The organism is Kibdelosporangium aridum (genome assembly GCF_900176515.1).
In the GTDB taxonomy this organism is placed as follows: domain Bacteria; phylum Actinomycetota; class Actinomycetes; order Mycobacteriales; family Pseudonocardiaceae; genus Kibdelosporangium; species Kibdelosporangium aridum.
This window is the reverse complement of sequence record NZ_FWXV01000011.1, coordinates 204,680-220,460: the sequence shown is the minus strand read 5'-3', so window position 1 is coordinate 220,460 and position 15,781 is coordinate 204,680. Positions and strand designations below refer to the sequence as shown.

Genomic DNA, 15,781 nt, shown 5'->3' with positions numbered 1-15,781 from the left:
TAAGGAGCAATCGTGACCGTTGACGATACTCGGGCGAAGCCGCGCTCCGGCGTGGAAGACGTCTGGCCTCTTTCGCCGCTGCAGGAGGGAATGCTCTATCACACGGCCCTCGACCGCGACGGGCAGGACACCTATACCGTGCAGTCCGTCTACGCCATCGACGGCCCGCTGGACTCTGCACGGCTGAAGGCGTCGTGGCAGGCGGTCGTGGACCGGCATGCCGCGCTGCGGGCCTGTTTCCGCTACGTCAGTGGCGCGCAGATGGTGCAGGTCATCGCGCGCGACGCGGAGATCCCCTGGCGCGAGACGGATCTTTCCGGGCTGCCGGACGACATCGCCGACAGCGAGGTGGACCGGCTGGCGGCCGACGAGTTGGCCGAGCGGCTGCGCATCGAGGCGGCGCCGCTGATGAAGCTGCACCTGATCCGGCTCGGCCCGGACAGTCACCGGCTCGTGCACACCCTGCACCACGTCCTGCTGGACGGCTGGTCGGCGCCGATCATCCACCGCGAACTGTCCGCGATCTACGCGGCGGGAGGGGATGCGTCGGGGCTGCCCGCCACCGTGTCCTACCGGGACTATCTCGCCTGGCTTGGTCGGCAGGACAAGGAGGCGGCCAGGGCGGCATGGCGGGCGGAGCTCGCCGGGCTGGACACACCCACCACGGTCGCCCCGGCCGACCCGACCCGCGTGCCGGACATCAGCACAACGGTGATCGAGCTGTCCCCGCAGCTGACGGACGACCTGGCAAGGATGGCGCGTGGCCACGACCTCACGCTGAACACAGTCGTGCAGGGCGCGTGGGCCATCGTGCTGTCGCAACTCGCCGGCCGTGTTGACGTGGTTTTCGGGGCGACCGCCTCGGGGCGGCCTGCCGAGGTGGCCGGTGTGGAGTCGATGGTCGGCCAGCTGATGAACACCTTGCCGGTGCGTGTCCGGCTCGACGGCGGGCGGCGGGCGGTCGAGCTGCTCGCGGAGTTGCAGCGCAACCAGTCGGCACTGATGGCTCACCAGCACCTCGGTCTGCAGGACGTGCAGGCCGTCGTCGGACCCGGAGCGGTCTTCGACACGCTCGTCATCTACGAGAACTTCCCCCGCAAGGGACTCGACCAGCCGCAGGACGGCGGCCTGGCGCTGCGCCCGGCGAAGCGGGGACGTAACGCCTCGCATTACCCGTTCACGCTGATCACCGGGCCCGGCGAGCAGATGCCGCTCATCCTCGACTACGACCAGGGCCTGTTCGACCACGCAGCCGCCGAATCGGTTGTCGGCGCGTTGGCCCGCGTGCTGGAGCGCCTGGTCACCGAGCCCGATGTGCTCATCGGCCGGCTGACGCTGCTGAGCGAGACCGAGCGCGCCTTGGTGGTGGACGAATTCAACGCGACCGCCGGCCCGGTGCCGGGGGAGTCCGTGGTCGCGATGTTCGCAGACCGGGTGGCGCAGGCGCCGGACGCGGTGGCGATCACCGACGCCAGTGGCACGGACCTGACCTACGCCGAGGTCGACAAGGCGTCGAACCGGCTGGCCAACTACCTCGTCGGACGTGGCGTCGGCCGCGGCGACCGGGTCGGGGTGGCCATGGAAAGGTCCCCGGACCTGTTGATCACGTTCCTGGCGATCTGGAAGGCCGGCGCCGCGTACGTCCCGGTGGACGTCGAGTACCCGGCTGAGCGGATCGCGTTCATCCTCGCCGACTCCGAGATCTCGACCGTCGTCTGTACCCACGCCACCAGCGGAGTTGTGCCGGAGAACGCGATCGTCCTCGACGCGCCGCAGACGCGTGCGGCCGTCGACGAGTCGGCCGGCACGGCGCCGGAGATCCGGCTGAGCGCGGGCGACCTGGCGTACGTGATGTACACGTCGGGGTCGACCGGGACCCCGAAGGGCGTGGCCATCCCGCACGGCGCGGTGGCCGGCCTGGCAGGCGACGCGGGCTGGCAGATCGGTCCCGGCGACGGCGTGCTGATGCACGCGACGCACGTCTTCGACCCCTCGCTCTATGCGATGTGGGTTCCGCTCGTCATGGGTGCCCGGGTGTTGCTCACCGAGCCGGGAGTGCTGGACGCGGCCGGGGTACGCCAGGCCGTGCAGCGGGGCGCGACCGCCGTCCACCTCACCGCCGGTACCTTCCGCGCGCTGGCGGAAACGTCCCCGGAATGTTTCACCGGCCTGGTCGAGATCGGGACCGGCGGTGACATGGTTCCGGCGCAGTCGGTGGAGAACCTGCGGCGGGCTCAGCCCGGCCTGCGGGTGCGCAACACCTACGGACCGACCGAGACCACGTTGTGTGCGACGTGGCTGCCGATCGAGCCGGGTGACGTGATCGATCGGGAACTGCCGATCGGTCACCCCATGACCAACCGTCAGATCTACATCCTCGACGCGTTCCTGCGCCCGGTCGCGCCTGGTGTGGCGGGGGAGCTGTACATCGCGGGCACGGGGCTGGCATGCGGGTACATCGGCAAACCGGACCTGACCGCCGAGCGGTTCGTGGCGTCCCCGTTCCTCGCCGGTGAACGCATGTACCGCACCGGCGACCTGGCGCGCTGGACGCGCGACGGCGAGGTGGTGTTCCTCGGCCGCACCGACGAGCAGGTGAAGATCCGCGGCTACCGCGTGGAGCTTGGCGAGGTGGAGGCCGTGCTGGCGGCCCAGCCGGGCGTGGTCGAGGCAGTCGTGATGGCGCGGGAGGATCAGCCGGGCGAAAAGCGGCTGGTGGGCTATTTCGTCTCCGACGGAAGTGCCGCGGAGCCAGACGAGATCCGCAGGCAGATGGCACTGGTCCTGCCCGGGTACATGGTTCCCATCGCCGTTCTCGCCCTGCCTGGCCTGCCTGTCACGCCCAACGGCAAGGTGGATCGCCGGGCCCTGCCCGCTCCGGATCTCGCGGGAAGCGCGTCGGACAAGGCGCCGGAGAGCGAGTCCGAGAAGATCCTGTGCGGGCTTTTCGCCGAGATCCTCGGCGTCGACCAGGTGGGCGTCGACGACGCCTTCCATGACCTCGGCGGCAGTTCCGCGCTGGCCATGCGGCTCATCGCGCGGATCCGTGAGGAGCTCGGCGCGGATCTGCCCATCCGGCAGCTGTTCTCCTCGGCGACACCCGCGGGTGTCGCCCGGGCGCTGGCCGCGAAGTCGCGCCCCGCGCTGGAAGCCGCCCAGCGGCCGGATCGGGTGCCCCTCACCGCACGGCAGCTGCGTTCCTGGCTGCTGGCTCAACCCGGAGAGGAGTCGGCAGGCCTGCAGATCTCGGTCGCGCTGCGGTTGCGCGGCCGGTTGGATGTGCCGGCGCTGGCGGCGGCGCTCGGCGACGTCGCGGCCAGGCACGAGATTCTCCGGACGACCTTCCAAGGCGACGTACAGAGCGTTCACCAGCACATCCACCCGGTCTTGGCGGTTGAGCTGACTCCGCAACCCGCCACCGAGGAGGACCTTCCCGGGTTGCTGGCCAAGGCAGGCGAGTCGGTCTTCGACCTCACCCAGGATGTGCCGTGGCGCGCAGAGCTGTTCGAGCTCTCGGAAAAGGAACACGTGTTGCACCTGAAGGTGCACCGGATCCTGGCCGACGACGACTCGATGGACGTGTTCTTCCGTGACCTGGCCGCCGCGTACGGCGCGCGGCGCGCGGGCCGGGTCCCGGAACGTGCGCCCCTGGCTCTGCAGTTCGCCGACTACGCGATCTGGGAGCGGCGACTGCTCGAGGGCGAACGCGAGCCGGACAGCCTGATCAACGAGCAGATTGTCTTCTGGCAGGACAACCTGGCCGGCATCGACGGGGAGACAGTGCTTCCGTTCGACCGCCCGCGGTCGGCTGTCCCGTCGCGGCGGGCCGGTTCGGTCGAACTGCGGCTGGACGCCGGCCCGCACGCCCGGTTGCTGAAGGCGATTGATCCGACCGGCGCGCACACGCTGCAAGCGGTGCACGCCGCGCTCGCCATGCTGCTGGCCAGGTTCGGAGCCGGCAACGACCTGGTGATCGGCACGACGCTGCCACGCGATGACGACCAGATTGACCTGGAGCCGATGGTCGGACCGTTCGCCCGGCCGCTTGCCCTGCGTACGGACCTCTCGGGCGACCCGACCTTCCTGGAGGTCGTCACCCGGGCGCAGGAGGCTGCCCGGACCGCCCGGCAGTACCTGGACGTGCCCTTCGAACGGATCGTCGAGCTGCTGGACCTGCCCGGCTCGCTTTCCCGCCACCCGGTGTTCCAGGTGAGTTTGGAGGTGCAGGAGGAGGACCTCGGCGCGTGGGACGCGATGGAACTGCCCGCCGTACGCACCATCGTGGAACCTGTCGGGCCTGAGGCGATCGAGCTGGATCTCGCGTTCAAGCTCACCGAGCGCCGCGACGAGGATGACAACGAGGACGGCATCGAGGGCACTCTCCACTTCGCCGCCGACCTCTTCGACCAGGCCACGGCCGAGTCGTTGGCCCGTCGGCTGGTCCGTGTGCTCGAACAGGTGGCGGAGGACCCCCAACGGCGGATCAGTGACCTGGATGTCTTCCTGGACGACGCCGAACGCGGACGTCCGGTGGAGGCACCGGCGACGTGGTCCGGGGCTGTGCCTCCGGTGGCCGCCGACCTGGCCAAGGACGGCCCGCTCGGCGCGCTCGTGCTCGACGAAGGGCTGCGTCCCGTCGTCGCAGGGGCCGTTGGTGATCTGTACCTGACCGGTTCGGTGGTGGACACGAGCCCTGCCGAGAAGACTGTGGCCTGCCCATTCGGTACAGAGGGGAGGCGGATGGTGCGCACGGGTCTGCTTGCCCGCTGGAACTCCGCCGGCGCCCTGACCGTGGTGGGCGAGCGGCGGCAATCGAGCACTTCGGTGCGCACCGGCACGGGTGACTTCGAGGTACTGCTGCCGCTGCGAGCAGGCGGCAACCGCCCGCCGCTGTACTGCGTCCATGCGAGCGGGGGCCTGAGCTGGAACTATGCGCCCTTGCTGCGGAGTCTTCCGCCGAATCAGCCGGTCTACGGAGTACAGGCACGCGGCCTGGCCCGTACCGAACCGCTGGCAGCCAGCGTCGAGGAGATGGCGGCCGATTACGTCGAGCAGATCCGCGCCGTGCAGCCGACCGGGCCGTACCACCTGCTCGGTTGGTCACTCGGCGGCCGGATCGCGCAGGAGATGGCCGCGGTGCTCGAGGCGCAGGGGGAGAAGGTCGGCCTGCTCGCCTTGCTCGACGCCTACCCCACCGACAAGGGGAAGTTCCGGCGCTCGGGCGGTGACGCGGCCGACCAGGAGGCCAAGGACTTCGACAAGCAACAGGAGCAGCAGGTGGAGCTCGCCGCGGGCATAGCCAGGGAGGCAGGCACCCGGACGCGCTTGGACGAGGTCATGCAGCACCTCGCCCGAGTCGGGCCGATGCACACCTCCCGGAGCTTCAGCAGCGACATCCTGCTCTTCGTCGCCACGGTGAACCGTCCCTCGCATCTGCCCGCGGCGGACGCGATAGCCAGCTGGCAGCCCCTCACCACCGGGACCGTGGAGCCGCACGAGATCGCCACCGACCACATGCAGATGCTGCAACCCGCGGCGCTGGCCCAGATCGGAGCCATCGTCGCCGAGAAGCTCCGGCCCCGGCCGGAGAAGTGAAAGGACACAACGATGACCAACCCGTTCGACAACGAAGACGGTTCCTTCTTCGTGCTCGTCAACGACGAGGGACAGCACTCGCTCTGGCCCTCGTTCGCGGAGGTGCCCGCCGGCTGGACCCGGGTCCACGGCGAGGCCACCCGCCAGGAATGCCTCGCCTACGTCGAGGAGAACTGGACGGACCTGCGGCCGAAGAGCCTCATCGCCGAAGTCGGCGCCTGAGCGAGGGGTGTCCAGCCGCTTGATGCGGACGGTTGGACGGGCGCCGAGCCCGTCCGACCGGCCTGGGACCACCGCCGCCAGACGCGCCGGTCGGATGAGGCGAAAGGACCTGTGAAGTGGAAGTGTTCGAGGAGCTCAACGTCGTGCTGCCCACGCAGATGCACTGGAGGGACCGATTCGATCCGGTACCGCTGCTGCGTGGCTTCATGGCCAAGGGCCCGATGAGCAAACTGGGCACCGAGGATTCCCCGGAAGGACGGACCGCGTGGCTCGCCACCGGGTTCGACGAGGTCCGGCAGGTTCTCGGCTCGGACAAGTTCAGCTCCCGGTTGCTCTACGGCGGGACCGCCTCCGGTATCACCTTTCCCGGTTTCATCACCCAGTACGACCCGCCAGAGCACACGCGCCTGCGCCGGGTGCTGTCACCCGCGTTCACTGTCCGGCGGATGGAGCGGTTCCGGCCGCAGGTCGAGCAGGTCATCGAGGACACGCTGGACGCCATCGAGTCCATCGGTGGCCCGCTGGACTTCGTCCCGCACTTCGGGTGGGCCATCGCGACGACGGCGACTTGCGACTTCCTTGGCATTCCACGGGATGACCAGACGGAGCTGTCGCGCACCCTGCATGCCAGCCGGGCGCAACGGGCAGGCAACCGGCGGATAGCGGCCGGGAACAAGTTCATGACGTACATGGAGCAGATCGTGGCTCGCACGCGCCGCGATCCCGGTGACGACATGCTCGGTGTCGTGGTGCGCAAGCACGGGGACGAGATCACCGACTCGGAGCTGACGGGGTTGGCCGCGTTCGTCATGGGCGCGGGCGGTGATCAGGTGGCTCGGTTCCTCGTGGCAGGCGCGTGGCTGATGGTCGAGGCCCCCGAGCAGTTCGACCTGCTCAGGCAGAAGCCGGACGTCGTGCCGGACTGGCTTGAGGAAGTGGTCCGGTATCTCACCACCGACGAGAAGCTCACTCCTCGTATCGCGCTTGAGGACGTGCGCATCGGTGATTTCCTTGTCAAGGCAGGCGATACCGTCACGTGCTCCTTGCTGGCCGTCAACCGCCGGGACTTCCCCGGCCCGGCGGATCAGTTCGACATCACCCGGGAGAGAACGCCGCATGTCGCGTTCGGGCACGGCATCCATCACTGCCTAGGCAGGCCGCTGGCCGAGTTGGTATTCCGGTCGGCGATTCCGGCTCTGGCGCACCGCTTTCCGACACTTCGGCTGGCCGAGCCGGAACGCGAGATCAAATTGGGGCCGCCGCCGTTTGACGTGAAGGCCCTGCTGCTCGACTGGTAAATGCCAGAAGCTGAGGAGAATCATGGTAGTTCCGCTGCCGCATCAGCGGCTTGGGCTCGATCCGGTGCCGGAGCTCATTGAACTGCAGAAGGCCGGGCCGCTGCACGAATATGACACCGAGCCGGGGATGGACGGCCGCAAGCAATGGCTGGTCACCGGATATGACGAGGTCCGGGAGATCCTCTCGGACGCGACCCGGTTCAGTTCCATGCGCCCGGTCGACGACGAGGCGGAGCGAGCCTGGTTGCCGGGAATCCTGCAGGCGTACGACCCGCCTGACCACACCCGGCTGCGCGGAACCGTGACCAGGGCGAACACTGTCCGGCGGATCGAGAGCCTGCGACCAGGCGCCGAGGAGATCGTCGAGGAGTGCTTGGACGACCTGGAGAGCATGGGCTCGCCTGCCGACTTCGTCCGGAACGCCGCCTGGCCCATCCCGGCGCTGATCGCCTGCGACTTCCTCGGCGTCCCTCGTGACGATCAGGCTGAGTTGTCACGGATGTTCCGGGAGAGCCGGGAGAGCCGCCTGCCCAGGCAGCGGAACTTGTCGGGGCTGGGCATCGTCAGCTACGCCCAGAAACTGGCAGCTCGCAAACGTCACGATCCCGGCGAAGGGATGATCGGCGGCATTGTGCGCGACCACGGGGATGAGGTCACCGACGAGGAGCTGGCCGGGCTCGCCGAGGGGGTCATGATCGGGGCGGTCGAGCAGATGGCCTCCCAGCTGGCGATCGCGGTGCTGCTCTTCGTTACCCATCCCGCCCAGATGGCGCTGCTGCGCGAGCGTCCGGAGCTGGTGAACGGTGCGGTTGAGGAAGTGCTCCGCTACGCGTCGATCGTCGAGACCCCTTCGCCAAGGACCGCACTTGTCGACATGCGCATCGGCGGACGCGACATCCATGCCGGTGATGTCCTGACCTGTTCGATCCTCGCGGTCAACCGGGCGCGGGGGGACCGATTCGACATCACCAGGGAGAACCCCGAGCACATCGCGTTCGGGCACGGCATCCACCACTGCATCGGGGCACCACTGACCAGGCTCCAGCTACGAGTGGCGCTGCCCGCGGTGGTCCGCCGGTTCCCGTCGCTGCGGCTGGCGGTCCCTGAGGAGGAACTGCGGTTCAAGCCCGGCAGGCCGGCACCCTTCGCCGTGGAGGAGCTTCCCGTTGAGTGGTGACGACTTGCCGCCGGTGCACACTCGCCGGCAGGGCTTCGATCCGGCGGACGAACTACGCGCTGCCGGAACACTGTCGAAGATCACCATCGGATCAGGGGCGGACGCGGAGACCACCTGGCTGGCCGCGGGGCACGCCATCGTGCGGGAGGTGCTCGGCGATCACAAGCGGTTCAGCACACGGCGCCGCTGGGACCGGCGGGACGAGATCGGCGGGAAGGGCATCTACCGGCCGGCTGAGCTGGTCGGCAACCTGATGGACTACGACCCGCCCGAGCACACCCGGCTGCGGCAGTTGCTGATGCCCGCGTTCACCATGCGCAAGATGCGGCGGCTGCAGCCGGAGATCGACCAGATCGTGGCGGACCGTCTCGATGCCATGGAGCAGGAGGGATCCCCGGCGGACCTGGTCGAGCTGGTCGCCGACGAGGTGCCGGGGACCGTGCTGTGCCAGCTGCTCGGGGTGCCCCGGGACGACCGAGCCACTTTCATGCAGCTGTATCACCGGCATCTGGACGCCTCACTGAGCCAGAAGAGACGGATGGCCGCCGGTGAGGCGTTCTCCCGCTATCTGCTGGCGATGATCGCCAGGGAACGCAAGGACCCAGGTGAGGGTTTCATCGGGACGGTCGTGGCCGAGCATGGCGACACGGTCACCGACGAGGAGCTCAGAGGCGCCAGCGTGCAGCTGATTCTGGCCGGCGACGACAACATCTCCGGCATGATCGGGCTGGGCGTGCTGGCGCTGCTGCGGCACCCCGAACAGGTCGCCGCGTTCCGGGGTGACGATCAGTCGGCGGACCGGGCGGTCGACGAGCTGATCCGGTACCTGACGGTCACGTATGCCCCGACGCCCCGGATCGCCATGCAGGACGTCACCATCGCAGACCAGGTGATCAAGGAGGGGGAGACGGTCACCTGCTCGCTCCCGATGGCAAACCGCGATCCCGCGCTGATGCCGGACGTGGACCGCCTCGACGTGACGCGTGAGCCTGCCCCGCATCTCGCGTTCGGGCACGGCGTGCACCATTGCCTGGGAGCCGCGCTGGCCCGCATCACCCTACGAACGGTCTACACCGCGCTGTGGCGGCGTTTTCCCGCGCTGCGGCTGGCGAACCCGGAGCAGGAAACCATGTTCCGGCTGACCACCCCGGCGTATGGATTGTCCAGTCTGATGGTCGCATGGTGAACGCAGGCACGTTCACTACGGCAATCCATACCGTCCATTGTTAGGCGCTGGACATATTTCAAGACCGCAGGCGAAGATTGGATTGTCCGAACGTTCGGGTCATGTGCACCGGTTTGTGTCTCCGGAACGCTATTCGTGGTCAGTGAAGGAGTTTTCAATCGGTATGGATCACGATATCGATGAGGTCGCGCCAATCGTGCAGCCGACGGCGAACTACATGCTGAGAACGCTCTGCGATCCGCATGAGGACATGTTCACGCTCAGGGCGCACGGCCCGCTGGTCCGGATAGTCGGGAGTGCGTCCACTCAGCTGCGGACGGACTATGTCTGGCAGGCATTGGGCTACGACGTCGTGCGACAGATACTCGGTGATCACGAGAACTTCACGACGCGGCCCCGGTGGAGTTCGGCGGAATCGCCCCTCGATGAACCCATACCGCAGGATCTTGTCGGGCAGTTGTCGGTTTACGACCCGCCCGAGCACACACGCCTGCGCGGAATACTGACGCCGGAGTTCACCGCCCGGCGGATCCGCAGGCTTGAACCCGCGATGCAGGAATTGATCGACGATCGCCTCGACGCGCTGGAGGTCGAGGGGCCGGGCGCGGACATCCAGGCGTTGTTCGCCGATCCGGTCGGCGGCGGAGCCCTGTGCGAGTTGCTCGGCATCCCGCGTGATGATCGAACCGAGTTCATCAGGCGGGTCCGGCAGAACGTCGCTCTCAGCCGCGGATTCAAGGCAAGGGCGGCCGACAGCGCGGCGTTCAACCGGTACCTGGACGGCCTGATCACCCGGCAGCGGAAGGACCCCGACGAGGGGTTCATCGGCATGATCGTGCGAGAACACGGAGACGAGGTCACGGACGCCGAGCTGCGGGGTGTGTTCACCGCGTTGATCCTCGGTGGTGTCGAGACTGTCGCGGGAATGATCGGTTTCGGGATTCTCGCGCTGCTGGAACATCCGGACCAGCGGAAGGTGCTGTTCGCCGGCCGTGAAGAGGCAGATCGGGTGGTCGCCGAACTGCTGCGTTATCTGTCGCCCGTGCAGCAGCCGAATCCACGGATGGCCGTCAAGGACGTGGTCGTCGGTGGCCAGCTGATCAGGGCGGGGGAATACGTCCTGTGTTCGATCCTGATGGCCAACCGGGATGAAGCGCTGACGAAGAATGCCAACGTCCTGGACGTGAACCGTGATTCCGGCTCGCACGTCGGATTTGGGCACGGCATTCATTACTGCATAGGCGCGGCGGTGGCCCGGACGCTACTGCGTATGGCATATCAAACCTTGTGGCTCCGCTTCCCAGATCTGCGCCTGGCTGTGCCCAGGGAGGAAATAAAGCTAAGAAACGCGTTCATTGACTGCCCGGATCAGTTACCGGTCGCCTGGTAGCACGTGAGCGCGGCCCGGTTCTCGAAATCAGCCGCAGCAATGGCACTCGATACAGGAATGGTGGGACATGTCGGTCGAAGAGTTCGATGTTGTGGTGGCTGGTGGCGGGCCGAGCGGTTCGACCGTGGCCACCCTCGTGGCAATGCAGGGGCACCGGGTGCTGTTGCTGGAGAAGGAGGTCTTCCCCCGCTACCAGATCGGTGAGTCCCTGCTGCCCTCCACGGTTCACGGGGTGTGCAAGATGCTCGGCGTCACCGAGGAGCTGGCGGCGGCGAACTTCCCGGTGAAGCGGGGCGGCACGTTCCGGTGGGGCGCCCGTCCGGATCCGTGGACGTTCTCCTTCTCCGTCTCGCCGCGGATCACCGGCCCGAAGGCGTTCGCCTACCAGGTCGAGCGGGCGAAGTTCGATCACATCCTGCTGAAGAACGCCAAGAGCAAGGGTGTGGACGTGCGCGAGGGCTGCACGGTCACCGAGGTGCTGGAAGACAGTGAGCGCATCACTGGCCTGCGGTACACCGATCCCGACGGCAACCAGCGTGAGGTGTCCGCGACCTTCGTGATCGACGCGTCCGGCAACAAGAGCCGGTTGTACTCCAAGGTCGGTGGCGCGCGGGACTACTCGGAGTTCTTCCGCAGCCTGGCGCTGTTCGGCTACTTCGAGGGTGGCAAGCGGCTGCCCGCGCCGTACTCGGGCAACATTCTGAGCGTCGCGTTCGACAGTGGCTGGTTCTGGTACATCCCGCTGAGCGACACGCTGACCAGCGTCGGTGCCGTGGTGCGCCGGGAGGACGCTGAGAAGATCCAGGGTGACCGGGAGAAGGCACTCAACGCGTTGATCGCCGAGTGCCCGCTGATTTCGGAGTACCTTGCCGACGCGACCAGGGTGACGTCCGGCAACTACGGGGAGCTGCGGGTCCGGAAGGACTATTCCTACCAGCAGTCGTCCTACTGGCGTCCGGGCATGATCCTCATCGGTGATGCCGCGTGTTTCGTGGACCCGGTGTTCTCCTCCGGAGTGCACCTGGCGACCTACAGCGCGATGCTCGCCGCTCGTTCGATCAACAGCGTCCTCGACGGTGATCTGGACGAGAAGACCGCGCTGACCGAGTTCGAGGCGCGCTACCGCCGCGAGTACGGCGTGTACTACGAGTTCCTCGTGGCGTTCTACGAGATGAACGTGAACGAGGAGTCGTATTTCTGGCAGGCCAAGAAGGTCACGAAGGACATCGAGCACACCGAGCTCGAGTCGTTCGTGGACCTGGTCGGCGGGCTGTCCTCTGGCGAGGCGGCGCTGGCAGCGAAGACCCGGATCGCCCAGCACAGTGCCGAGTTCGCCGCGGCCGTCGACCAGATGGCGAGCGGTGACGACGCCAGCATGGTGCCGCTGTTCAAGTCGCACGTGGTCAGGCAGGTCATGCAGGAGGGCGGCCAGGAGCAGATGCGGGCGATTCTCGGCGAGGACGCCGAGCCCGAGCTGCCACTGTTCCCCGGCGGACTGGTGACCTCACCCGACGGCATGAAGTGGCTGCCGCACCGTCCGGTGTGACGCCACCGCCCGTCAGTCAATTCGCCGATAGCCATCATCCACGGGACAAGGATTGCGAAATGCGTGTGTTGTTGTCGACGACTGGCTCACGCGGAGACCTCGAACCGCTGGTGGCGTTGGCGGTGCGGTTGCGGGCACTCGGTGCGGAGGTGCGGATGGCCGCACCTCCGGACTACGTGCAGCGGCTGGCCGAGGTCGATGTGCCGCTGGTGCCGGTCGGCCGGTCGGTGCGCGAGGCGATGCACGGTGCGAAGCCGCCGTCGCCTGGGGACGGGCCCCGGCTCTCGGCCGAGGCGATCGCCACGCAGTTCGACATGCTCCCGGCGGCTGCCGAGGGGTGTGACGCGGTGGTGGCCACCGGCCTGCTGGCCGCCGCGGTGGCGGTGCGGTCGGTGGCAGAGAAGCTGGGCATCCCCTACTTCTACGCCTTCTACTCGCCGATGTACGTGCCGTCGCCGCACTACCCGCCGCCACCGCCGCTCGGCGGTTCGCACCCGCCGGACGTGACCGACAACCGGGCGCTGTGGGACCGGAACAACCAGGGTGCCTACGCACGGTTCGGTGGTGCGCTCAACAGTCAGCGGGCTTCACTCGGCCTGCCGCCGGTGGAAGACATCTACGGCTACGGCTTCACCGATCGGCCTTTGCTGGCCGCGGACCCCGTCCTGGCTCCGCTGCGGCCGACAGACCTGGACGTCGTGCAGACCGGTGCGTGGATCCTGCCGGACGAACGGCCGCTTTCCGCGGAGCTGGAAGCATTTCTGGCGGCCGGTCCACCGCCGGTGTACGTGGGTTTCGGCAGCGGGCCGGCGCCGGCTGACGCCGCGAGGGTGGCCATTGAGGCGATCCGTGCTCAGGGTCGCCGGGTGATCCTCTCCCGCGGCTGGGCCGACCTGGTCCTGCCCGACAACCAGGGCGACTGCCTGGCCGTCGGCGAAGTGAACCACCAGGTGCTGTTCGGCCGAGTGGCCGCGGTCGTGCACGCCGGCAGTGCGGGCATCACGACCGCGGCCACTCGGTCCGGCGCTCCCCAAATCGTGGTGTCCCAGATGACGGACCAGCCGTACTTCGCCCGCCGGGTGGCCGAGTTGGGCATCGGTGTGTCGCACAACGGCCGGAACCCGACTGTCGAGTCCTTTTCGGCTGCGCTCGCCACGGCCCTGGCCCCGGAAACCCGCGCGCGAGCGACGGCCGTGGCAGGCACCATCCGCGCTGACGGGGCAACTGTGGCGGCGGAACTGCTGCTTGACATCGTCAGCCGGGAAAGGCCGTCTGTTTCCGTATGAACAACGCCGAGTCGGTGCCGAGCAGCCGGAGGATGCGACTCCTTCGGCCACTCGGCACCGATTCCTTTTTGGACTCGGGGTTTCTCGCCGCGCCGGTCGCACCGAGGAGCACTGTCCAGGCTGCACGTGTTGTAGCGTCGCAATGCAGTCAGCAGACTGATCCCTATGTTTGAAAACCCTGGTGCCGCCCGGTTTCTGGCGATATCCCCGCATTTGGGCGATGCGGCCCTGTCCATCGGGGCCGGCCTCTTCCAGGCCGCGCAGCACGGCGCGAAGGTGACCGTCTATTCGGTATTCGCCGGTACCGCGTCACCTCCTTACTCCCCGGCAGCGGAGCGAATGCACACAATCTGGGGTCTCTCGCCGGACGACGACGCGCAGCTCTATCGCCGAAAGGAAGACGCTGCCGCTCTCGACCACCTGGGGGTGGCTTATCGACATGGTCGCTTCCTCGACTCCATCTATCGCAAGCTGTCCGATGGCCAGTGGTTGACAGACCACAAAGAGGGCAAGCAGAAGCTGGCGACCAACCAGGACGCGCCGGACAGTGATCCTGATCTTGTCGCGGAGATCGAGGATGATCTCAAGCCGATCATCGACGAGGTCGATCCGACGGTCATCGTCACGTGTGCGGCCATCGGTGGGCACCCCGACAATGAGGCCGCGCGAGACGCCGCGTTGTTCACCGCGTACGAGAAGAACATCCCGGTACTGCTGTGGGAAGACCTTCCCTATGTGCTATTCCGATCGGACGCTGTCGGACTGCCGCAGGGTTTTCGTCTTGGCGCTCCGGAATTCAGCTCTGTCGAGCCGGATGCGCGGACGCGGAAGTTTCAGGCTGTGGAGCACTATCCGTCTCTTCTTTCGATGTTCAACGGGCCAGGCAAGGATTTGTTCGGTCAGCTGGAAGAGCATGCCCGGAAAGCGTCACCACAAGGCGGATACGGCGAAACGACCTGGCCGGTCACCCGTCACGAAGATTAGACACCGAGTCGTCGAAGCCGAGGGCGGTTGCCGATGGATGCCAAGGTAGTACGCAGTGACCTGAAACTGGGGGACGGGGAGAGGATGACGGCGTGGCTCTCCCAGCTCGACGAGCTCGGCCCGCCTGCTGAGCCGGTCCGGCTGCCGCAAGGCGATGACGCGCGTGAGCTGTTACGGCGGCTGGAGGTGGCGGACGCGGACGCCGAGGAGATCGTGGCGGCCATCCCCGATCCGGATCGTGACCCGGCCCTGTGGTGGCTGCTCGAACGCACCCACCACGCGATCGTCCGGAACATGGGCGACTGGAAGGTCAAGCGGCGTGGTGCGCCGTCCCTGGCGTACGACACCGGCCCAGCCGCGCGCTACTTCCATGTGTACGTCTACCTCGCGACGGTTCCGGCGGTGCGCCGCTTCCACGCGAGCCGAGGCATCCCCGAGGCGACCACCTGGGAGACGCTGGCGCAATTGGGGGAGTCGGTCGCCGTGCATCGCCGCAAGCACGGCGAGGGCGGCATGAACATGCAGTTCTGGACCGCCTACATCCTGTCCGGCATCGTCTACCGGCTCGGCCGTCTCCAATTCAGCCTTGGCGTCGGCAGTGACGGAACGCCCGAGCTCGGCATGCACATCCCCGAAGGGGGCGGACCGCTGATACCGGAGATCTTCTACGACTCGTTACGCCGGGCCCGTCCGTTCTTCGACCGGTACTTCCCGGAGCACGGCGCTCAGGTGGCGACGGGCACATCGTGGCTGCTCGATCCGCAGCTGACGGAATATCTCCCCGAGGACTCCCACATCATGCGGCTCCGCCGGGATTGGACGCTCACCGACTCCGAGCCGTTCGCGATCGGGGACGATTCGATTCTGGAGTTCGTGTTCCGCTACAACGGTCAGCCGCTGGACGAACTTCCGCAGCGAACCAAGCTGGAGCGGGCGGTGGTCGCCCACCTGAAGGCGGGGCGTCACTGGCACGACCGGGTCGGCCGGGTCCCGCTGCCATAACCGGTACGCCGTCCGGAGCCGGTCACACAGGCCACTGTGAAGACTGTCCAGTCCTCACGTGTTGTAGCGTGGCAATGCAGTCACCAAACTAATCC

General features: G+C 67.5%; 9 protein-coding genes and 1 pseudogene. All 10 read left to right on the top strand.

From position 1 onward, the window contains the following. Positions 1 to 12: 12 nt before the first annotated feature. Positions 13 to 5,611: pseudogene (locus tag B9C43_RS43815) on the top strand (amino acid adenylation domain-containing protein). Further along, complete coding sequence (locus B9C43_RS43810; protein ID WP_033383682.1) at positions 5,608 to 5,817, top strand: MbtH family protein; 210 nt, start codon at positions 5,608 to 5,610, stop codon at positions 5,815 to 5,817. Before B9C43_RS43815 ends, B9C43_RS43810 begins: the two are co-directional and overlap by 4 nt. A 122-nt stretch (positions 5,818 to 5,939) precedes the next feature. Continuing rightward, a complete protein-coding gene (locus tag B9C43_RS43805; protein WP_033383683.1) occupies positions 5,940 to 7,115 on the top strand; it encodes a cytochrome P450 in 1,176 nt (391 codons plus the stop codon). A gap of 22 nt (positions 7,116 to 7,137) precedes the next feature. Then, positions 7,138 to 8,292, top strand: coding sequence for a cytochrome P450 (locus B9C43_RS43800; RefSeq protein WP_084433290.1), 1,155 nt, complete (start codon positions 7,138 to 7,140; stop codon positions 8,290 to 8,292). Continuing rightward, positions 8,282 to 9,478 carry a cytochrome P450 gene (locus B9C43_RS43795; RefSeq protein ID WP_033383680.1) on the top strand — a complete coding sequence of 399 codons (1,197 nt, stop codon included), beginning with the start codon at positions 8,282 to 8,284 and terminating at the stop codon, positions 9,476 to 9,478. The genes B9C43_RS43800 and B9C43_RS43795 overlap by 11 nt, the downstream gene beginning before the upstream one ends. A 163-nt stretch (positions 9,479 to 9,641) precedes the next feature. After that, the gene (locus tag B9C43_RS43790) at positions 9,642 to 10,868 is read left to right on the top strand and encodes a cytochrome P450 (protein ID WP_084433289.1); all 1,227 of its coding nucleotides are present in this window, start codon (positions 9,642 to 9,644) and stop codon (positions 10,866 to 10,868) included. A gap of 67 nt (positions 10,869 to 10,935) precedes the next feature. After that, on the top strand, positions 10,936 to 12,414 hold the full coding sequence (locus B9C43_RS43785) for a tryptophan halogenase family protein (protein ID WP_084433288.1): 1,479 nt from the start codon (positions 10,936 to 10,938) through the stop codon (positions 12,412 to 12,414). Between the two features lie 59 nt (positions 12,415 to 12,473). After that, complete coding sequence (locus B9C43_RS43780) at positions 12,474 to 13,700, top strand: glycosyltransferase (RefSeq protein WP_033383677.1); 1,227 nt, start codon at positions 12,474 to 12,476, stop codon at positions 13,698 to 13,700. Positions 13,701 to 13,865: 165 nt separating this feature from the next. Then, positions 13,866 to 14,684: a PIG-L deacetylase family protein gene (locus B9C43_RS43775; protein WP_033383676.1), complete on the top strand. Its 819-nt coding sequence runs from the start codon at positions 13,866 to 13,868 to the stop codon at positions 14,682 to 14,684. A 33-nt stretch (positions 14,685 to 14,717) separates the two neighbouring features. Then, on the top strand, positions 14,718 to 15,686 hold the full coding sequence (locus tag B9C43_RS43770) for an acyltransferase domain-containing protein (protein WP_143447017.1): 969 nt from the start codon (positions 14,718 to 14,720) through the stop codon (positions 15,684 to 15,686). Positions 15,687 to 15,781 lie beyond the last annotated feature (95 nt).

Coding starts and splice junctions, on each gene's coding strand:
- B9C43_RS43785 (WP_084433288.1), top strand. CDS start 10,936: ATGTCGGTCGAAGAGTTCGATGTTGTGGTGGCTGGTGGCGGGCCGAGC.
- B9C43_RS43780 (WP_033383677.1), top strand. CDS start 12,474: ATGCGTGTGTTGTTGTCGACGACTGGCTCACGCGGAGACCTCGAACCG.
- B9C43_RS43790 (WP_084433289.1), top strand. CDS start 9,642: ATGGATCACGATATCGATGAGGTCGCGCCAATCGTGCAGCCGACGGCG.
- B9C43_RS43775 (WP_033383676.1), top strand. CDS start 13,866: ATGTTTGAAAACCCTGGTGCCGCCCGGTTTCTGGCGATATCCCCGCAT.
- B9C43_RS43810 (WP_033383682.1), top strand. CDS start 5,608: ATGACCAACCCGTTCGACAACGAAGACGGTTCCTTCTTCGTGCTCGTC.
- B9C43_RS43770 (WP_143447017.1), top strand. CDS start 14,718: ATGGATGCCAAGGTAGTACGCAGTGACCTGAAACTGGGGGACGGGGAG.
- B9C43_RS43800 (WP_084433290.1), top strand. CDS start 7,138: ATGGTAGTTCCGCTGCCGCATCAGCGGCTTGGGCTCGATCCGGTGCCG.